Here is a 20692-nt window from a genome sequence, read left to right as displayed (position 1 = left end):
CCCTAAGATGGCGGGCAAACACTACAGGCAAGGCGAACGACTGCTGATGGCGGAGAAAGACACCATCTCCATGCAACTGGTGCGCGAGGCGCTGCTGCAAAGCTGCGCCCCCGGCGCCGCGAGCCAGGCCCTGCTCAGTCGTGTGGGGATCGACCCCGAACAGTTGCAGCAGGCCGATGCGCGGGTGCCCGCCGGGGCCTACGCGCAGCTCTGGCGGCTGCTGGCTCGTCGTTGCCACGATGAGTTCTTCTGCATGGACCCGCGTGGCCTGCGCACGGGCAGCCTGGCCTTTGTGTGCCGTTCGTCCATGGCCCAGCCCACGTTGGGCGCCGGGCTTGAAAGCGCCCTGGCGTTTCTCGGGCTGATGCTCGAGCACCTGCAGCCGGCGCTGGTGCGCCAGCAAAGCCTGGCGGAGATCGTCATCGGCGAGCCCCGGGATGAGCCGCGCCGGGCCTTCACCTACTTTACCTTCTGGATGATTGTGCATGGCGTCGCCTGCTGGCTGGCCGGGCGGCGCATCCCGATCCTGGCCATTGAGCTGCGGTGCGCCGAGCCGCCGTTTTGCGACGATTACCGGGTGATGTTCTCGGAGAACCTGCAGTTTGACCGGCCACGCACGCGGATGATCTTTGCCGCCGATTGCCTGGACCTGCCGCTCAAGCGCACGCCTGAAGAGTTGCAGCGCTTTCTGGCCGAGGCGCCGGCCAATATTCTGGTCAAGTACCGCGACCCGGCGAGCCTGGCGCGGCGGATCAAGGAATCGCTGCGCCAGCTTCCCGCCGGTGATTGGCCGGAAACCGAGGCCCAGGCCCAGCAACTGTGCATATCGGCCTCGACCCTGCGTCGACGCCTGGCCGAGGAGGGCGCCACCTACCAGGGCCTCAAGGACAGTGTACGCAAGGAGCTGGCAATCGCCTGGCTGGCCCAGGAACAGATAAGCTTCGCCGAAATCGCCGAGCGCCTGGGGTTTGCTGACAGCAGCTCGTTCTACAAGGCCTTTCGCAAGTGGTATGGCTGCAACCCGGGCCATTATCGGGCATTGATCGGCCAGGGTGAAACGCCTCATGCTGCCAGTGATGGTTAAGCGTTTCTAGGCTGGAGGATTGCCATTCCCCCAGGACCTTGAACGTGCCTAATCCTGCCACCCGATCCCCAGCCACACCGCCTGCGATCGCCCAGCCCGGGGTGACCGATGAATTCATCGGTCATATCCTGCCTGACTGGCTTAGAACCGCCTCCGTCGAGCAGATCAATGATTTGCGCGACGATTTCGCAAGGCTGCGGCACAGCCAGCTAGCCGTCCACGCAACCCTGGATGAACTCCAGGCCATTGATGCTTTCGCCAAGCCGTTGCTGGCAGACGCACTGCACGACAAGCTCAACTACCAGGGCAACCTCGACAGCGACCAATGGCGCGAAGTACTGCGCGACTTCAAGCCTAGCCAGGGTATCGGGCTGCCTAGCGATGATACGATTCTGCTCACCCAGCCCTTGATGCAGCGCCTGCTGCAAGGCTTTGGCGCTCGCCAGACAGCCGCGAGCAGCTACTATGCCGGGACAGCGATCGTCACTGCGGGCGAACTCGAGACAGTTTTGCTCGATGCGCCCGAAAAAGTGGCCAGCGTCTGCCGTGAGCTGGATGTGGGCAGGCGTTTCCAGCAGCATGTGGAGGATGTCTTCGCGCCGGCTGAGCAGGACCTGGCCGAGGAAAAGCGCCTGGCCCTGCAAGTGGCTGCGCGCCTCGCTCATTTACGCGGGCAGATCGATGCGCTGGCCTACCAGATGCTCGAGCAAGTCGTCTCGGGCGCATCCCAGGTCAGCCATGGCGGGTTGGAAGTACGTATTTATCAACTGAGTGCGCTGAACTGCCAGGTTAGCGGTGCGGTGGTTTTCGAAGTGCGCGGCGACCCGCCGCAAGGGGCGCTGCGCTGGACCGAGGCCAGCCTGATTCGCGGGTTGTTGGTGTATTTTCCGACCGATCGGCAGCAGCCTTTGCGCAGTTACCGTTCCTGGTTTGCCTTCAACACCGCGCTGGCTGAATTGCTCAAAGAATCCGAAGCTTATCGCGGCTACTTCAGCACGTTGATCGGCTTGCAGCAGCGTGCGGGTTTTGCAACGTTGCTGGCAACCAGGCTCACCGATTCAAGCGTTGACCTGGATTTGAATGGCACGCTCCTGCGCGGCGAATTGTTCATCGGGCTCTGTCAGTTGCAACTGGCGCGGATCAAGGCCGATGCCCGGGTACTGGCGGTGCCGAGCGCCGATGTCGACAGTGCGGCGACCCGAGCGTGGCGTTCTGATCTGGCTGCGGCCGGTTGGACGGCACTCAACCTGGTCGGCCTGTTCGTTCCCACTGTGGGTGGGTTGTTGCTCGGGCATCTTGCACTGCAGACCTTGAGCGAGGTGTTCGAAGGGGCCGAAGACTGGCTGCGCGGGCATCGCGGCGAAGCACTCGAGCATATGCTCGGCGTTGCCCAGACCGTGGCTGTGACGGTAGCGCTGGGGGCTGGCATTCATATTGTCGGCAGAGCGTTCAAGCGCAGCGATTTTGTCCAGTCACTGTTGCCGGTCACCCTCGAAAGCAATCAGCCGCGCTTATGGCGCCGGGATCTGCGCTCTTACCAGCTGGGGCGCATTCCCGCCGGCTCGCGCTTGACCGATAGCGGCCTGTACCTGGCCGACGGGCGCAGTTACCTGCCGCTACGCGGCGAAGTTTACGAAGTCCGTCGGGTACCGCAGCAAGGTCCGTGGCGCCTGGTTCATCAGCAACGTGCCGGCGCGTACGGGCCGGTCGTCGAGTTCAACGGCGAACGCGCCTGGCGCTTGCGTGATGAGTGGCCGCTGGCCTGGCAGGGCCAGTCGCATCTGCTCGAACGCCTGTGGCCCGCTGCCGGGCTGATGAGCGTGAGCGAGGTGAGTGCGCTGTTGCAGGTGGCGGCTATCGATGAAGATGAGCTGCGCGGGATACTGGTGGAAAACCGCCGGATGCCGATAGGCCTGCGCGACACCCTTGAGCGCTTCGCCCAGAACCAGCAGGGTGTGTCGCTTTCTACACGGTACTTGCCTGATGACCCGCTGCTGGCAACGCTCCAGCGGGACTTCCCCACCTTACCCGATGCCTATGGCCTGGCCTTGCTTGCACAGGCCAGCGATGAAGCGCGCGCGCTGATGGCAGCCGAGGCGCGCGTACCCCTGGGGCTGGCGGAACAGGCGCGGATGCTGGTTCGGATGGCGCAGCTGACTCGCGCCCGTGAAGGTCTGTACCTTGGCTACGGCGGTTCGCTGGACAGTGCTCACCTGGTGTTCTATGCGCTCCGGCGTTTGCCGGGGTGGCCGCAGGAGGTGAACCTGGCGTTGCATGACCGCTTTCCCTACAGCCGTTTGCTCGACCGGCTGGAGCCCGAAGACAGCCCTGGGCTGCTCAGGGTCATCGTCCACCAGCGAGGTGTTTACCAGCTCTACGGCGATCAGCCAGATGGCGCTGAGGGCGTCGAGCTGAGCGGGAGATTGCTAGAGGTCATTGCCGCTTCGTTGAATGATGCCCAGCGTGAAGGCCTGGGATGGCAGGGGCCGCATGCGCTTGGGCAAATGCGCGCGGACCTGATTGCCCAGCTGCCGGTCGCTGCCAGCGAACTGGAAGGGGTTCTGGGCCTGGCGCCGATCCGGCGCTGGTTCAACCCGGGACATCGCCTGGCAGATGGCCGCGTAGGGTATCTGCTGAGTGGTCGAGGGGCTGCGCAGGCGATGGCGCAAAGTATCAGCAACCGCTTGTGTGCCTTGTTTCCCGGCCTTGATGCCGAGCAGCGCGAAGCCTTTATCGCCAGTCTGCGCGAAAGTGGCTCTTCAGTGCTGCTGGAGTTGCAGCGGCTCGAGCAGGAGTATCAGGTGCTCGATCAGACGCTGAGTACCTGGGAGGCCGCAGCGCCTGCGCAAGCAAGTGGTAGCGCTACGGTGCTGTTGTCGCCACGCAATCGCGTGGCCGAAGCGCTGCGCCACTGCTGGCGCCGTCAAAGCGAGCCGATCATTGACGCGAACGGGATTCTCCAGGGTTATCGCTTGAGCATTGTTGGCCGGCATATCCCGACCTTTCCCAATCTGCCGGGCGAGATCAGCTTTGCTCATGTGGTCGATGTGGTCATGGTCGGCATGCGTATGCGCAGGCTGCCGGCGTCGTTTTTCCGGGCGTTTTCGAACACTCGCTGGCTGAACCTGAGCAACAATTTTTTTGACCAGTTGCCGTCCGGTCTCGAGCACATGTCGGGGTTGCGCATCCTCAGGCTGGAACACAACCACATCGCCCTGCAGGCCATGGATGTCGATGCACTGGCCCGGTTGAGCCAACTGCGTATGCTGGTGCTGGACAACAACCCGCTGAGGCGCAACCTCAACCTGCGGCCCTTGCACCGTTTGCGCGAACTGAGCTTGCGCAACACCGGCCTGCAAGCTTTGCCGCGCGGGTTGCTCAGCCGACCGTTCCTGGAGCAGGCCGACTTGCGCAACAATCTGATCGCCACCTTGCCCGAGCGCTTTTTCCATACCCCTGGGGTAATCCGTGACGCCATTTACTTGCAGGGCAATCCCCTGGCACAGGCGACCTGGCAACGCCTGGCCGAGCTCGATGGCATGCAGTTGCCAGAAGAGGATGAGCACGAGCTGCCGGTCGATGCTCGTGCGCTTTGGCTGGCCACCCTGGATGAGCGGGTGTACGAAGTGCGTGCGGGGCAATGGGATGATCTCGCACGGGCAGAGGACAGTGCAGGTTTTCTGCGTCTGCTCGGCGAGCTGAGCGGCACTGCGGACTACCGGATGAACCGCGAGGACCTGAGCCGGCGGGTCTGGGCCCTTGTCGAAGAGGCGGTAGACAGCCAGACGCTGCGTTCGACCCTGTTCAAGCTGGCCTCGGCAGCAAGGACCTGCGTCGACAGCGTTTCGGATTGCTTCAGTAGCCTCGAAGTGGGTTACTTCTTGTGGCAAGCCGAGCAGCAGCCTGGCTCGGAAAACCAGGCCAGCCGCTTGCTTGGGGTGGCCAGGCGCTTGTTTCGCCTTGAGCGTGTCGAGCAGGTTGCCCGGGAGGATATCCATGCGCGTCAGGCCAGCGGCCTGGGCGTCGACGAGGTGGAGGTCAGCCTGGCCTATCGGGTTGGTCTGGCCGAGACCCTGGACCTGCCCGGCCAGCCACGTTACATGCAGTTTGGCGGGGTGGCGGGGGTAACCTCGCGTCAGCTCGACGACGCGGCCAGGACAGTACGCACAGCTGAAGCCGGAGATGAACTGCTGGACTTCATCGCTTCCCGGGATTTTTGGGTCAATTATCTGCGTGACACTTATCCGCAATCGTTCGCGGAGGTTGAAGAGCCCTTCGTCGATCGGCTGCAGGAACTGACCGACATGGCGGGGGACGACGACGCTGCTGTGGATGTGCTGGCGGTCGAGCGCGCCGAGAAGGTACAGGCCTTGATTGTGGCGTTGACCAAGCCCTTGCTTGTCACAAAAGCCGAGAGTTAGTGGTCGCGTTAGGGCCAGCGGCCAAACCAGTCATCCACTTTGACAGCTTTGGCCATTGTCCCGCGCCAGCTCTGGCGCGACTATCTTCAGACCAATCGTTTTATTCCAACAATAACAAACGAGGAGTCTGGCGATGCGTGATTACCGCGCCGCGGCGCAAGGGTTCGACTACCTGCACACCGCTGCGGCTGCCCTGCAGGGCAACCTTGAGGCACTCAATGCCTGCGTCGAGTGCTGCGACCGGCATGTCGGCGGCAATCGTATTGCCCTGAACTGGGAAGGCCGCGACGGCAGCAGCGCGCGCTACAGCTTCGAGCAACTGCAACATTCTGCCGCGCGCCTGGCCAATGTGCTCAGGGCCCAGGGTGTGGGCGTCGGCGACCGGGTTGCCGGGTTGATGCCGCGTACGGCCGAGCTGCTGATCACGGTACTGGCCACCTGGCGCCTGGGGGCGGTGTATCAGCCGCTGTTTACCGCATTCGGGCCCAAGGCCATCGAGCACCGGCTGGAGCAGTCCGCAGCCAAGGTAGTCGTCACTGAACCGCATAATCGCAGCAAGCTCGACGACGTGCATAGCTGCCCGACGGTCATCTGCGTGGGCGCTGCGCCAGGCTCCGGCGATATCGACTTTCACAGCGCACTGGCGCTGGCCAGTGATCACTGCGAGCCGGTGCTGCTGGGGGCCGAGGCACCGTTCCTGCTGATGTTCACCTCCGGCACCACCGGCCCGGCCAAGCCGCTGGAAGTGCCGCTGCGGGCCATCGTCGCCTTCCAGGGCTACATGCGCGATGCCATCGACCTGCGCCCTGAAGACAGCTTCTGGAACCTCGCCGATCCGGGCTGGGCCTACGGGCTTTATTACGCCGTGACCGGTCCGCTTGCCCTGGGCCATGCCACCACGTTTTTCGATGGGCCGTTCAGCGTCGAGAGCACCTGCCGGGTCATCAACAAGTACGCCATCAGCAACCTGGCCGGCTCGCCGACGGCCTACCGCCTGCTGATCGCCGCTGGTAGCGAGTTCAGCGCGCCGATCAAGGGCCGCCTGCGGGTGCTCAGCAGCGCCGGCGAGCCACTTAACCCGCAGGTGATCCGCTGGTTTGCCGACGAGCTGGGCGTGACCATTCACGACCATTACGGGCAGACCGAACTGGGCATGGTCCTGTGCAACCACCATGGGCTGCAGCACCCGGTGCACCTGGGCTCTGCCGGCTTCGCCATCCCCGGTCACCGCATCGTCGTGCTCGATGAACAACACAACGAACTGCCGCCGGGGCAGCCGGGCATTCTCGCTGTCGACCGCGAGCAGTCGCCGCTGTGCTGGTTTGCCGGCTACCAGGGTTTGCCGACCAAGGCGTTCGTCGGCAAGTACTACCTGAGCGGCGACACCGTCGAGCTCAACGACGACGGCAGCATCAGCTTTGTCGGCCGCAGCGATGACGTGATCACCACCTCCGGCTACCGGGTTGGCCCGTTCGATGTCGAGAGCGCGCTGATCGAACACCCGGCGGTGATCGAAGCCGCGGTGGTGGGCAAGCCGGACCCGGAGCGGACCGAGCTGATCAAGGCATTCGTGGTGCTGGCCAAAGGCCAAGAGCCGAGCGAAGCACTGGCCGAGGCCCTCAAGCAGCACGTGCGTCAGCGCCTGTATGCCCACGCCTACCCACGGGAAATCGAATTTGTCAGCGAGATGCCCAAGACGCCGAGCGGCAAGCTGCAACGTTTCATCCTGCGCAATCAGGAAATAGCCAAACAACAGGCCGCGCTGGCGTCGACCGCCAGCGCCTGAGGAACCAACATCATGCAGATTGCCAATAACAACTTCATCGTCAGCGGCGCCGCTTCCGGGCTAGGCGCTGCCACCGCGCAGATGCTCATCGAGGCCGGTGCCCAGGTCATGCTGGTCGACCTCAATGCCGAAGCGGTCGCCGCCAAAGCCCGCGAGCTGGGCACCAGGGCGCACTTCGCGGTGGCCGACATCAGCCAGGAAGCCGCCGCCCAGGCCGCGATCGATGCGGCGGTTGCCGCCTTCGGCAATATCCACGGGCTGATCAACTGCGCCGGTATCGTCGGCGCCGAGAAGGTCCTGGGCAAGAACGGCCCGCATGGCCTGGAAAGCTTCAGCCGGGTGATCAACGTCAACCTGATCGGCAGCTTCAACCTGCTGCGCCTGGCCGCTGCGGCCATGGCTGAAGGCGAGGCGGGCGCTGACGGCGAGCGCGGGGTAATCATCAACACTGCCTCGATTGCCGCCTATGACGGCCAGATCGGCCAGGCCGCCTATGCCGCCTCCAAGGGCGCGATTGCCAGCCTGACCTTGCCGGCGGCCCGTGAGCTGGCGCGCTTCGGCATCCGCGTGATGACCATCGCCCCGGGCATTTTCGAAACCCCGATGATGGCCGGCATGACCCAGGAAGTGCGCGACTCGCTGGCCGCCGGCGTGCCGTTCCCGCCACGCCTGGGGCGCCCGCAGGAGTACGCCGCGCTGGCCCGCCACATCATTGAAAACAGCATGCTCAACGGTGAGGTGATCCGTCTCGACGGCGCCTTGCGCATGGCCGCCAAGTAATTTCAGGAGCACTCAAACATGACCCTCGCCAATGATCCGATCGTAATCGTCAGCGCCGTGCGCACGCCCATGGGCGGCCTGCAGGGCGAGCTGAAAAGCCTCACCGCACCGCAACTGGGCGCTGCCGCCATTCGCGCTGCCGTCGAGCGCGCAGGTGTTGCCCCCGACAGCGTCGAACAAGTGCTGTTCGGCTGCGTGCTGCCGGCAGGCCTGGGCCAGGCCCCGGCGCGCCAGGCGGCGTTGGGCGCCGGCCTGAACAAGGGCACCACCTGCACCACCCTCAACAAGATGTGCGGCTCGGGCATGCAGGCGGCAATCATGGCCCACGACCTGCTGCTGGCCGGCAGTGCCGAGGTGGTGGTGGCCGGCGGCATGGAGAGCATGTCCAACGCCCCTTACCTGCTGGACAAAGCCCGCAGCGGTTATCGCATGGGCCATGGCAAGATCATCGACCACATGTTCTTCGACGGTCTGGAAGACGCCTACGACAAGGGCCGGCTGATGGGCACCTTTGCCGAGGACTGCGCCGAAAGCAATGGCTTTACCCGCCAGCAGCAGGACGATTTCGCCATCGCCTCGTTGACCCGTGCCCAGCAGGCGATCAAGGACGGCAGCTTTGCCAGCGAAATCGTCCCGGTCGAAGTCACCGAGGGCAAGACCCAGCGCCTGATCAGCGACGACGAGCAGCCGCCCAAGGCCCGTCTGGACAAGATCCCGCAGCTCAAGCCGGCCTTTCGCGAAGGTGGCACGGTGACCGCGGCCAACTCAAGCTCCATCTCCGATGGCGCGGCGGCGCTGGTGCTGATGCGCCGCTCCCAGGCCGAGAAGCAAGGCTTGAAACCGCTGGCGGTGATCCATGGCCACGCGGCGTTCGCCGACACCCCGGCGCTGTTCCCCAGCGCCCCGATCGGCGCCATCGACAAGCTGATCAAACGCACCGGCTGGAACCTGGCCGAGGTCGATCTGTTCGAAATCAACGAAGCCTTTGCCGTGGTCACCCTGGCGGCGATGAAGCACCTGGACCTGCCCCACGACAAGGTCAACGTGCATGGCGGCGCCTGCGCCCTGGGCCACCCGATCGGCGCTTCCGGCGCGCGCATCCTGGTTACCTTGCTCGCAGCCCTGCGTCAGAAAGGCCTGCATCGCGGCATTGCCGCCATCTGCATTGGCGGCGGTGAAGCCACGGCCATGGCCGTCGAGTGTCTGTACTGAGGTGCACCATGCTAATCAATGACGAACAACAGCAAATCAGCGACGCGGTGCGTCAGTTCGCCCAGGAGCGCCTGCGCCCGTTTGCCGAGCAGTGGGACCGCGAGCACCGCTTCCCCAAAGAAGCCATCCAGGAGATGGCCGAACTGGGCCTGTTCGGCATGCTGGTGCCGGAGCAGTGGGGCGGCAGCGATACCGGCTATGTCGCCTACGCCATGGCCCTGGAAGAAATCGCCGCGGGCGACGGCGCCTGCTCGACGATCATGAGTGTGCACAACTCGGTGGGTTGCGTGCCGATTCTCAAGTTCGGCAGCGAGCAGCAGAAGCAGCAGTTCCTCACCCCGCTGGCCAGCGGCGCCATGCTTGGCGCCTTCGCCCTGACCGAGCCGCAGGCCGGCTCCGATGCCAGCAGCCTGAAGACCCGCGCCCGCCGAGATGGCGATCACTACGTGCTCAACGGCTGCAAGCAGTTCATCACCTCCGGGCAGAACGCCGGGGTGGTGATAGTGTTTGCGGTAACCGACCCCGGGGCCGGCAAGCGCGGCATCAGTGCCTTCATCGTGCCCACCGACTCGCCGGGTTACCAGGTGGCACGGGTCGAGGACAAACTCGGCCAGCACGCCTCCGACACCTGCCAGATCGTCTTTGAAAATCTGCGCGTGCCGGTGGCCAACCGCCTCGGCGAGGAGGGCGAAGGCTACAAGATCGCCCTGGCCAACCTTGAAGGCGGGCGTATCGGCATTGCCTCGCAGTCGGTGGGCATGGCCCGCGCCGCCTTCGAGGTAGCACGTGACTATGCGCGCGAGCGCGAAAGCTTCGGCAAGCCATTGATCGAACACCAGGCCGTGGCTTTTCGCCTGGCCGACATGGCCACCCGCGTTGCCGTGGCCCGGCAGATGGTGCTGCATGCCGCGGCGCTGCGCGATGCCGGGCGTCCGGCGCTGGTCGAAGCGTCGATGGCCAAGCTTTTCGCCTCGGAAATGGCCGAAAAGGTCTGTTCGGATGCCTTGCAGACCCTTGGCGGTTATGGCTATCTGAGCGACTTTCCGCTGGAGCGCATCTACCGCGATGTGCGGGTCTGCCAGATCTACGAAGGCACCAGCGATATTCAGCGCATGGTCATTGCGCGCAATCTTTGAAGGGAGCAGCTTGCATGTCATTTGAAACCATTCTGTTGGACATCCACGGCAAGGTCGGCCTGATCACCCTCAACCGACCGCAGGCGCTCAATGCCCTGAACGCGCAGATCGTCGGCGAAATCAACCAGGCCCTGGACCAGCTCGAAGCCGACCCGAACATCGGTTGCGTGGTGCTGACAGGCTCCGCCAAGGCCTTCGCCGCTGGCGCCGACATCAAGGAAATGGCCGACCTGCGCTACCCGCAGATCTACGTCGATGACCTGTTCAGCGACGCAGACCGCATTGCCAACCGGCGCAAGCCGATCATTGCCGCGGTGTCGGGTTTTGCCCTGGGCGGCGGCTGCGAGCTGGCGATGATGTGCGACTTCATCCTCGCCGCCGACAACGCCAAGTTCGGCCAGCCGGAAATCAATCTCGGTGTGCTGCCGGGCATGGGCGGTACCCAGCGCCTGACCCGCGCCGTGGGCAAGGCCAAGGCCATGGAACTGTGCCTGAGTGGGCGTCTGATGGGCGCCGAGGAAGCCGAGCGTGCCGGACTGGTGGCGCGTGTGGTGCCGCAAGCCGAGCTGCTGGAAGAAGCGCTGAAGGTGGCGGCGACCATCGCCAGCAAGTCGATCCCGATGACCATGATGGTCAAGGAAAGCGTTAACCGCGCGTTCGAGGTCAACCTGGCCGAGGGCGTGCGCTTCGAGCGCCGGGTATTCCATGCAGCCTTCGCCACCGAAGACCAGAAGGAAGGCATGGCGGCGTTCATCGCCAAGCGTGAGGCGCAGTTCAAGGATCGCTGAGATTGATCGGGCGCTGTTGCCAGCGCCCGTTTTTTACTGCATCACTCCTTGAAGAACCATTGCCGGGCCGCCGCCAGGCTTATCGGCCCGCGGTGCACCAGCTTGTTGCTTTCGACGAACTGCCCGCGGTCATAGCGCTGACTGGCAAGCTTCAGGTGTGCGGCCTTGAAGTCGTCGATTGCGGTGTTTTCGGCCGCGTAGTGAAAGTGCGCATACCACAAGGGTTTGTTGGCGTGCAGCACCACGTATTCATCCAGGTAATCCTGAGCCCAGTCCCGGGTGCTGGCCAGCGGCTTGCGCCTGACCAGGCGCTTGAGTTTCACCTGGCCCTTGCCCAGCAGGTACTCCAGTTCGCGCATGCTCGGCGCTTGCGCCAGGGCCGCCTCTGTCCTCAGTTGCGCGCCGGTCTGCAACAGTTCATTGGCGACGTCATCCAGCAACTTGATCTGCAAGGCAGCATCGGTGTTGTCGGCGGCCTGATCGGTCTGGTTGCTTTGGGTCAGGGCGCGTTCGATGGCTTGACGCTGAGCGAGCAGTGACCGTTGTCGGCGTTCGGCGATCTCCTCAATCTCGACCGGCAGGTAGGTGCTTTTACCCTGGCGCTTGAGGCGCTGGATGTCTTGCCTGGCGAGTGCCGCAAGGCGCATGCCTTCCCTCAGCAAAGCGCTCAGCTCGGCGTCTGCGACCTGTGGCAGTAGCGCTTGTTCGACAGCCAAGGGCTCCCAGCTACCTGTCTGCGGGTCTTCTCGGTAGGACGCGCGGACGCTGTCATCCTGCGGGTTGTGAATGTCGACGATACCTTCACTGTTGCGCCGCTGTTGCCCCAGCAGCACGCCTTCATCGCGGGTTTCGATCAGCCCCGGCACTTGCCGGTGCAATTGACGCAGGCTGCTGCGCTCAAGCAGTGGCTGCGGGTATTCGGCAAGGTCGGCGCGGGTTTCCTTGAGCATCAGTGCCATGTCGGTTTCGAGCCTGGACACCAGGCTGTTGGCGGCTTGCTGCCCGGGCAGCAAACTCTTCAGGTTACCCAGCTGGCGCAGCGCGGTATCGAAGTGGCGCTGGATGTTGTCCAGCACCCGGGCATGAACTTCTATCTCCTCGCGGCTCAGTGCCAGCAAGTTCATGCGTTGCAGCATGCCCTGCTCGATATTGCGCCAACTGTGCTCGAGCCAGTAATCGCTTTCGCTGGAGTCTTCGTCTGTCTCCACCAGCCGCAAGCGATTACTCAGCACTTCGCTGCGCAGGGTGTACCAATACAGCCGCGATGCGGGGCGGATGGCTGGTTCGTCGAGGCTCAGTTCCATCACCTGGATTGTGGGTTGGCGAATGCTGGACAGCTTGTGCAGATGCTCGCGGGTGGCGGTAAGGGTTTGGTGATGGTCGATCAACTTGCCGATCAAGGGATCAACCTGGTCGAGCAGGCTGGTTTGCAATGAATGTTCGTGCGTACCTGCATCAGGCAAGGCGCCTTCGGCGTCTTTCACCGTCTGGACAAAGCGCTGGCGCAACGGTTTGTACAGTTTGCCCAGGGTCGCAATCACGGACAGTTCGCAACGCGCCCGTTCAAACAGGGCTTTTGCCCGCAGGGTTTTGTATTGATTGAGCGGGCGCTTTTCATTGCGCTCGTGCAGTGTCCGCAGGTGTTGTTCAAAGTCCTGTGACAGCGCTTCCATCTTGTCCAGGTAGCCTTGCAGGATGCGCGGGTCAGTGTCGTCGCTGATCTGCCGGGCAAAATTGTGCAGCCGCTGTTGGCTGGCCAGGGCGGCGCTTTGCTGGGTGCGTAATGTCTCATCCAGGTTGTCGATCGCCTGCTGTAGGTCGGTAGACGTGAAGCGATTGCGCAGCGGCTGGCCACCGCGCAGGCGCAAACGCAGATCGAGCGTCCAGCGCCGGGCTTCGTCTCTTCTCAGCCATGGTCCGCTAACGATGCGAGGCTGCTTGACGCCGGCATCGTATTGCACGGGGTAGGCGTGAGTACCCTGGGCGAAGTACAGTTGCTCGTTGTGCAGGTAAAGGCCCTGCAGTGCGCCGTTGGCAATGGGGCTACCGAGCATGGAGGGTGCCAGCGGGCTGGCCAGGCGCTCAAGCTGGAGTTTTTGTTGCATCGTCAGCTGGTGGTCGGGACGTGCCCAACTGAAGTTCAGTTCGGCCTGTGGCGCCGGCAGTACCTGGGTGCTGGGAACTCTGACCGGCTTTGGCCCATCGCCAGGGTGCGCCGGCGTCTCGGGTTTGATGCCCAGGCGGCGGGTGGCGTGCACGAAAAGGACCATGGCGATGTTGACCAGCAAGTCGGCGAACGCTTGGCGATGCTTGCCGGGGCTGGCCTTTTCATCGCTCTCGAGCAGGCGCTTGGCACTGTCGATGACCTGGATCATCCAGGCAACCTTGGCGACGCCACCCTCGAACAAGGGCAGTAAGGTGTTGAACATCAACCATCCCAGTTGCTTCCAGGCGTCCCAGCGCGACTGTGCGCTGCTGGTCGAGTGGCGCCTGGCCCGTTCGACCAGCTCCCGGGCGCTGGCCTGGTAGATCAGCTGGTGTACTTCGCCTTTGGCCAGGGCCATATCCAGACGGGCAGGTGCCGGTGTCTGCAGCCGTTCGAACTCGGCGCCGGGAACAAAGCGGTGGATATGCGGTTCGCGCAGGCCGCCATTGGCATAGATCGGGCGCGTATGTCCGGGCAGGCGCTCGAGCAGGTCATCCTGCAATGGGCCGCTGCAGGCAAAGGCATCGAACAGAGCAATCCGGTCGTGAAACTCCAGCAACGGTTCGCTATGCAATGGGCGATAAAGCACGCAGGGGCCCTGCCTGACGTCACTCGTTTCGATCAGCCAGGCATTGAGCAATGTATCGCCCGTAGCACCGGTTGAGCGCAACAGGGCCATGGGGCGCAGCACCCAAATGCCCGGCTCTGCCAGGCCAAACAGCGCATCCACCGCCTGGCACGCGGCCAGGCTCAGACGCTTGTCACGCAGATGCAGCTCCAGCGCCAGCAGCGGAAGCTGGGTTTTTAGCTGTGTGCAGAACAGCGTTTGCCTGGTTTGAAACTGCGCAGGTTCATCCAGAAGCTGCTGTTGCAAGGTCTGCGGATACATCGCACCCATATCCAGTTCACGTACCAGGGATCGAACATAGTGCTCGTTCATCCACTCCGGCAGTTGGGCACCGTTGACCAGGTGCACGCGCACGGTGCCTGCTGCCAGCACACCGAGGTTGTCGATGGCCAGCTGTGCAAGGGAAAAGCTGACGACCTTGATGGCGCCATCGGTGATCAGGCTGCCCTGCCCGGGGATGGCGCTGGCGATGACCTGGCGATTGCTGATCAACACGTCCTCGGCGTTAAAGCCTGCGCCGGGGTGATCCTGCGCGATCCTCGCGTCCAGGACCTTGCAGGCGAATGCTTCGGCGGTATCGATATCATCGCGCCAGGTTTTGCCGCCAGCAGTTTTGTGTGATTGGGCCTGATCGATCAACAAGGTGCTGTAGCGAATGGCCAGTTCACTGTCGAGCAGCCAGGTCGGCAGCACAAGCGCGATCTTGTTCTGGCGTTCCAGTTCCTCGGCCGTACACAGGTCCAGCATCGAGGTGGAGCGATCAAGGGTGGCATTGAGTGCTTGCGCTTGCTCATGGGTTCTTGAAGCCAGGGCGATGATTTCGATCAAGCGCAATTGTTGCTTGAGAAATCCGCCTGCCTGAACTTCGAACGCCGAGGTGCTTGTCGGGGTGAATTGCGTGGGTGGCGCTGCGCTAAGCAACGATCGTGGCCAGCTTCTGGCGAGCATGTCGAGCAAGCCCTGGGGGGACTCGAAGGGCGCCAGCGCACCTACCAGGGTAAACAGGACCGTCACTTGAGGCTTTGGTGGGTCGGGGAAATCCTCGATCAGTAAAGCGCTGGACAGGTCGGCATCAATGACCTGGGCCGAGGTCAGGTCGACTGTCAGTTGCTGGACGCTGTAGCCCTGCAGGTTGGCGTAGCTGCTGCGTTGTTGCGCAGTTGGAAACGCGGTAACGACCCTGGCGCTCGCCGCTTGGTCGGCGCTCAGCGTGCCGGCGCTCAGGGCTATCTCGATAGCGTCTTTCATCAGCTTTTGCAGGTAGCCGGCATACCAGCCCCAGGGTGTTTCACCGCGCTCGTCACTCTGGCTCCAGAACTCGACCAGCGCCTGCAGGAAGGCTTCAAGGATCAACGGGCCACACTCGTTGATCAGCAGCTCTAGGGCGTGCAGGTCGACATCGAGCAGTGCGTCGTGGCCTTGTTGAGGATACCGGCTCAGACAATCTTCGTTGCTGTCCAGGTTCAAGGTACTGCCCAGGCAATAGCGCTCGATCAGCACTTGCGGCAACTGGCGGATATGCACCTGCGCGCCGTGCTGGCTGATCAGATAAAGCGTCAGCGGGTTGTGCTGCAGTGACAGCCCCCGCTGGTCCCAATGCTCAAGCAGAAGCTGCCCGGCCACTTCGAGCAGGGCGGGGCGCTTGACGAAACGCTTGGCTACCGCGCAGCTCAAGGTGGCCTGTTCGGCGATGGACTGATGGGGGGACGAGGCGGTCATCTGGCGAGGCTTCCAAAAAAAGGGAGGCTCCATATGACCTGCGCACACGCATGAGCAGGCGGTATTCGGGTAGCACCCAGGCGTTACTACCAATTGACGAGACGGTACCTGCCAAGGGCCGATTCGCGCCTGCCGTGCGCCTGCTTACCATCGAGCCAGCTGCCTGTCATGCCGACAGGCCCGCACCGCACATGAGGTCCCGATGATCTACGCAGCCCCTGGCACCGCTGATGCCCTGATCAGCTTCAAGGCCGTTTACGGTAACTACATCGGCGGCGAATTCGTCGCGCCGCTGACCGGCCAGTACTTCAACAACGGTTCGCCGGTCAATGGCCAGACGATTGCAGAGTTCCCGCGCTCGGGCGCGGCCGACATCGACCTGGCGCTGGACGCCGCCCATGGCGCCGCCGCTGCCTGGGGCCGCACCTCGGTGCAGGAACGTTCGCGCATCCTGTTGAAAATCGCCGATCGCATCGAGCAGCACCTCGAAGTGCTGGCCCTGAGTGAAACCTGGGACAACGGCAAGGCCATCCGCGAAACCCTGAATGCCGACGTGCCACTGGCCGCCGACCACTTCCGTTACTTCGCCGGCTGCATCCGCGCCCAGGAAGGCAGTGCCGCCGAGATCAACGAGCACACCGCGGCCTACCATTTTCATGAGCCGCTCGGGGTCGTCGGGCAGATCATTCCATGGAACTTCCCGCTGCTGATGGCCGCCTGGAAACTCGCCCCGGCCCTGGCTGCCGGCAACTGCGTGGTGCTCAAGCCGGCCGAGCAGACGCCGCTGTCGATTACCGTGTTCGCCGAACTGGTCGGTGACCTGCTGCCGGCAGGCGTGCTCAACATCGTTCATGGCTTGGGCCGCGAAGCCGGTGAAGCCCTGGCCACCAGCAAGCGTATCGCCAAGATTGCTTTCACCGGCTCCACCCCGGTCGGTTCGCACATCATGAAATGCGCCGCCGAGAACATCATTCCGTCGACCGTCGAGCTGGGCGGCAAGTCGCCGAACATCTTCTTCGAAGACATCATGCAGGCCGAGCCGGCCTTCATCGAGAAAGCCGCCGAAGGCCTGGTGCTGGCGTTTTTCAACCAGGGCGAAGTGTGCACCTGCCCATCGCGGGCGTTGATCCAGGAGTCGATCTACGAGCCGTTCATGGCCCAGGTCCTGAAAAAGATCAGCCAGATCAAGCGCGGCAACCCGCTGGACACCGAGACCATGGTCGGCGCCCAGGCATCCGAGCAGCAATACGACAAGATTCTCTCCTACCTGCAGATCGCCCGCGAAGAGGGCGCCCAGGTGCTGACCGGCGGTGACTGTGAGCGCCTGGGTGGCGACCTTGCCAGCGGCTATTACATCCAGCCGACCCTGCTCAAGGGCCACAACCAGATGCGTGTATTCCAGGAAGAAATCTTCGGCCCGGTGGTCGGCGTGACCACCTTCAAGGACGAAGCCGAGGCATTGGCAATTGCCAACGACACCGAGTTCGGCCTGGGCGCCGGGGTCTGGACCCGCGACATCAACCGCGCCTACCGCATGGGCCGGGGCATCAAGGCCGGGCGTGTGTGGACCAACTGCTACCACCTGTACCCGGCCCACGCCGCGTTCGGTGGCTACAAGAAATCCGGGGTCGGCCGCGAGACCCACAAGATGATGCTCGATCACTACCAGCAGACCAAAAACCTGCTGGTCAGTTACGACGTCAACCCGCTGGGGTTCTTCTGAGGGTCCGGATAGGCTGAAAGAAACGCTTCCAAAGTAGCATTCGACCCGCACCGGCAACGGTGTATTAATAGGTGCACCGCAATCCTGTGGTGCCAGAAGAGGATGGACCTATGTGGAAAAAGCCTGCGTTCACTGATCTGCGTATCGGTTTTGAAGTGACCATGTACTTCGCCAATCGCTGATCCCTCTTGCGCCGGTCGCTGCTTGCAGCGGTCGGCGCTCCTGTTTCTGCCCGCCGATGGTCTGATTGCAATCGATGCGGGATGCTTTAGGCTGGCGCTATTACAACAAGAACAGAGGCGTCCCATGAGCCCGAAGCTGAGCCAGTTGCGCAAGTTCGTCTCCCCGGAAATCATCTTCGGCGCCGGTTGCCGGCATCATGTCGCCAACTACGCCAAGACCTTCGGCGCGCGCAAGGTTCTGCTGGTCAGTGACCCCGGCGTGATCGCCGCCGGCTGGGTCGGCGATATCGAAGCCAGCCTGCAGGGCCTGGGCATCGATTACTGCCTGTACACCGAGGTATCCCCCAACCCGCGGGTTGAAGAGGTAATGGCCGGCGCCGAGCGCTACCGCAGCGAACAGTGCGACGTGATCGTCGCCGTCGGTGGCGGCAGCCCGATGGATTGCGCCAAGGGCATCGGCATCGTGGTTGCCCATGGCCGGCACATTCTCGAGTTCGAAGGGGTCGACACCATTCGCGTGCCAAGCCCGCCGCTGATCCTGATCCCGACCACTGCCGGTACCTCCGCCGACGTTTCCCAGTTCGTGATCATCTCCAACCAGCAGGAACGCATGAAGTTTTCCATCGTCAGCAAGGCGGTGGTGCCGGATGTGTCGTTGATCGATCCTGAGACCACCCTGAGCATGGACCCGTTCCTCTCCGCCTGTACCGGCATCGATGCCCTGGTGCATGCCATCGAGGCGTTCGTCTCGACCGGCCACGGGCCGCTGACCGACCCCCATGCGCTGGAGGCCATGCGCCTGATCGACGGCAACCTGGTACAGATGATCGCCAACCCCGACGACATCGCCCTGCGCGAGAAGATCATGCTCGGCAGCATGCAGGCGGGGCTGGCGTTCTCTAACGCGATTCTCGGTGCCGTGCATGCCATGTCCCACAGCCTGGGTGGCTTTCTCGACTTGCCCCATGGGCTGTGCAATGCGGTGCTGGTCGAGCATGTGGTGGCGTTCAACTACAGCGCCGCGCCAGAGCGGTTCAAGGTGATTGCGCAAACCCTGGGCATCGATTGCCGGGGCCTGAGCCACAAGCAGATCAGCCAGCGTCTGGTCGAGCACCTGATCGCCCTCAAGCGCGCCGTGGGCTTTCATGAAACCCTCGGCCTGCATGGCGTTGGCCTCAGTGATATTCCATTCCTGTCCCAGCACGCCATGGATGACCCGTGCATCCTCACCAACCCGCGCAGCTCCAGCCAGCGCGACGTCGAGGTAGTGTATGGCGAGGCCCTCTGAACCGGCGGGCGATGCCCTGGCCGGTTTGCTGGGGCTGAGCAACCACACCGTACGCAAGAGTCATTACCCGGAACTGGCGGTGCGCCTGGAAGAGCTGGAAGCCGAGCGCAATCGCTACAAGTGGCTGTTCGAGCACGCCGTGCACGGTATCTTCCAGGCCAGCCTCGAAGATGGCATGCGCGCCGCCAACCCGGCGCTGGCGCGCATGCTCGGGTATGTCGACGCCCAGGCCCTGGTGCTGTCGCGCAACGACCTGGCCAGCCATCTGTTCGCCGGCGGCCAGGATGAACTGCTGGCCATCGCCCAGGTACTGCAGCGCGAGCAGGCGCTGATCGGCTATGAGACCCAGCTACGCCGGCGAGATGGCAGCCATATCGACGTGCTGATGAACCTGCTGCTGCGGCCCGACGAAGAGGGCGTGGTCGAAGGCTTTGTCGCCGACATCACCGAACGCAAGCAGGCCCAGGCGCGCCTGCAGCAACTTAACGACCAACTCGAGCAGCGGGTCGCCGAGCGCACCAATGAGCTGATCGAGGCGCGCGACGCCGCTCAGGCGGCCAATCGCAGCAAGGACAAGTACCTGGCGGCGGCCAGCCACGACCTGCTGCAACCGCTCAATGCCGCCCGGCTGCTGATCTCGACCTTGCGCGAGCGATCGCTAGCGAAGAGTGAGCAGCAACTGGTCGAGCGTGCCCACCAGGCCCTGGAAGGCGCGGAGGACCTGCTCACCGACCTGCTGGATATCTCGCGGCTGGACCAGGCGGCGATCAAGCCCGACCTCGAGCTGTACCGCCTGGATGAAGTGCTGGCGCCGCTGGCCTCGGAGTTCCAGCCCGTGGCCGAGGCCGCCGGGCTCAGCCTGCGCCTGCGCAGCGCGCGCCTGGCGGTACGCACCGACCTGCGCCTGCTCACACGGATCCTGCGCAACTTCCTCAGCAATGCCTGCCGCTACACCGAGCACGGAAGCATCCTGCTCGGCGCGCGGCGCCGGGGCGAGTACCTGCGTCTGGAAGTCTGGGACAGCGGCCGTGGCATTGCCGCCGATCGATTGCAGTCGATCTTTCTTGAATTCAACCAGCTGGATGTTGGCCGCGCCGCTGATCGCAAAGGCGTCGGGCTGGGGCTGGCGATTGTCGAGCGGATCGCGCGCATTCTTGATTACCCGGTGCAGGTCCGCTCATGGCCGGGACGCGGCTCGGTGTTCAGCATCGATGTGCCATTGTCGAGTGAGCAGCCCAGTGAGTTGCCGCCATCGACGCTGGTGCTGCCCAGTGTTGGCGACCCATTGCCAGGGCGCCGGTTGCTGGTGCTGGACAATGAACTGAGCATCCAGCAAAGCATGGCCGCGCTGCTGCAGCAATGGGGCTGCGAGGTGCTTACCGCCAGCGACTATGCCAGCGCCCTGGTGGTGCTCGACGGCCGGGCGCCGGAGCTGATCCTGGCAGATTTCCATCTGGACCACGGCGTAACCGGTTGCGAGGTGGTGCGCGATTTGCGTCGCCATTTCGCCTGCAGCATCTTTGCCGTGATGATCACCGCTGACCGCAGCGACCAGAGCCGCCGGGCCATGCAGCGCCTGGGCGCACCCTTGCTGAACAAGCCGGTGAAGCCTGGCAAGTTGCGCGCGGTGTTGAGCCAGTTGCTCGGTTGAGGGGATCTTTGTTACAAGGTTTTTGTCGGAGAATGACCGTTTGTCCCCGGGAAAGCGCCTGCGCCGCGGTTTTTTTGTTATAAACCAG

12 protein-coding genes are annotated in these 20692 nt (G+C 63.5%); 11 read left to right on the top strand and 1 reads right to left on the bottom strand.

Features of this window, described 5'->3' with window-relative positions; translation table 11 throughout:
- Positions 1–46: 46 nt before the first annotated feature.
- The 7 genes from JYG36_RS18310 to JYG36_RS18280 all read left to right on the top strand — a co-directional run bounded on the left by JYG36_RS18310 (position 47) and on the right by JYG36_RS18280 (position 11207).
- Complete coding sequence (locus JYG36_RS18310; protein ID WP_213601957.1) at positions 47–1084, top strand: AraC family transcriptional regulator; 1038 nt, start codon at positions 47–49, stop codon at positions 1082–1084.
- A gap of 44 nt (positions 1085–1128) precedes the next feature.
- The gene (locus JYG36_RS18305; protein WP_213601955.1) at positions 1129–5505 is read left to right on the top strand and encodes an NEL-type E3 ubiquitin ligase domain-containing protein; all 4377 of its coding nucleotides are present in this window, start codon (positions 1129–1131) and stop codon (positions 5503–5505) included.
- A gap of 133 nt (positions 5506–5638) precedes the next feature.
- Entirely contained in the window at positions 5639–7291 is a 1653-nt protein-coding gene (locus JYG36_RS18300) for an AMP-binding protein (protein ID WP_213601953.1), read from the top strand.
- Positions 7292–7303: 12 nt separating this feature from the next.
- On the top strand, positions 7304–8071 hold the full coding sequence (locus tag JYG36_RS18295) for an SDR family NAD(P)-dependent oxidoreductase (RefSeq protein WP_195883464.1): 768 nt from the start codon (positions 7304–7306) through the stop codon (positions 8069–8071).
- Between the two features lie 18 nt (positions 8072–8089).
- Entirely contained in the window at positions 8090–9283 is a 1194-nt protein-coding gene (locus tag JYG36_RS18290; RefSeq protein ID WP_093385163.1) for an acetyl-CoA C-acyltransferase, read from the top strand.
- An 8-nt stretch (positions 9284–9291) separates the two neighbouring features.
- Positions 9292–10419 (top strand): acyl-CoA dehydrogenase, encoded by a 1128-nt coding sequence (locus JYG36_RS18285; RefSeq protein ID WP_093385159.1) that lies wholly within the window; start codon positions 9292–9294, stop codon positions 10417–10419.
- A gap of 14 nt (positions 10420–10433) precedes the next feature.
- Entirely contained in the window at positions 10434–11207 is a 774-nt protein-coding gene (locus JYG36_RS18280) for an enoyl-CoA hydratase (protein WP_010224326.1), read from the top strand.
- A 41-nt stretch (positions 11208–11248) separates the two neighbouring features.
- Here JYG36_RS18280 and JYG36_RS18275 read toward each other — a convergent pair whose 3' ends face one another.
- Positions 11249–15760 carry a hypothetical protein gene (locus JYG36_RS18275; protein WP_213601950.1) on the bottom strand — a complete coding sequence of 1504 codons (4512 nt, stop codon included), beginning with the start codon at positions 15758–15760 and terminating at the stop codon, positions 11249–11251.
- A gap of 202 nt (positions 15761–15962) precedes the next feature.
- Between JYG36_RS18275 and exaC the strand changes: the two genes are divergently transcribed.
- The 4 genes from exaC to JYG36_RS18255 all read left to right on the top strand — a co-directional run bounded on the left by exaC (position 15963) and on the right by JYG36_RS18255 (position 20604).
- On the top strand, positions 15963–17483 hold the full coding sequence (gene exaC / locus JYG36_RS18270; protein WP_213601948.1) for an acetaldehyde dehydrogenase ExaC: 1521 nt from the start codon (positions 15963–15965) through the stop codon (positions 17481–17483).
- 110 nt (positions 17484–17593) lie between these two features.
- The gene (gene pqqA / locus JYG36_RS18265) at positions 17594–17665 is read left to right on the top strand and encodes a pyrroloquinoline quinone precursor peptide PqqA (RefSeq protein WP_009394664.1); all 72 of its coding nucleotides are present in this window, start codon (positions 17594–17596) and stop codon (positions 17663–17665) included.
- Between the two features lie 124 nt (positions 17666–17789).
- Positions 17790–18953, top strand: a complete 1164-nt coding sequence (gene ercA, locus JYG36_RS18260) for an alcohol dehydrogenase-like regulatory protein ErcA (protein ID WP_045202081.1) — start codon at positions 17790–17792, stop codon at positions 18951–18953.
- Positions 18937–20604, top strand: coding sequence for a PAS domain-containing hybrid sensor histidine kinase/response regulator (locus JYG36_RS18255; protein WP_093385140.1), 1668 nt, complete (start codon positions 18937–18939; stop codon positions 20602–20604). Before ercA ends, JYG36_RS18255 begins: the two co-directional genes overlap by 17 nt.
- The last annotated feature ends 88 nt before the right edge of the window (positions 20605–20692 follow it).

Origin of the sequence: Pseudomonas sp. SORT22 (assembly GCF_018417635.1) — a bacterium.
In the GTDB taxonomy this organism is placed as follows: Bacteria; Pseudomonadota; Gammaproteobacteria; order Pseudomonadales; family Pseudomonadaceae; genus Aquipseudomonas.
This window is presented reverse-complemented; position numbering and strand designations above follow the sequence as displayed.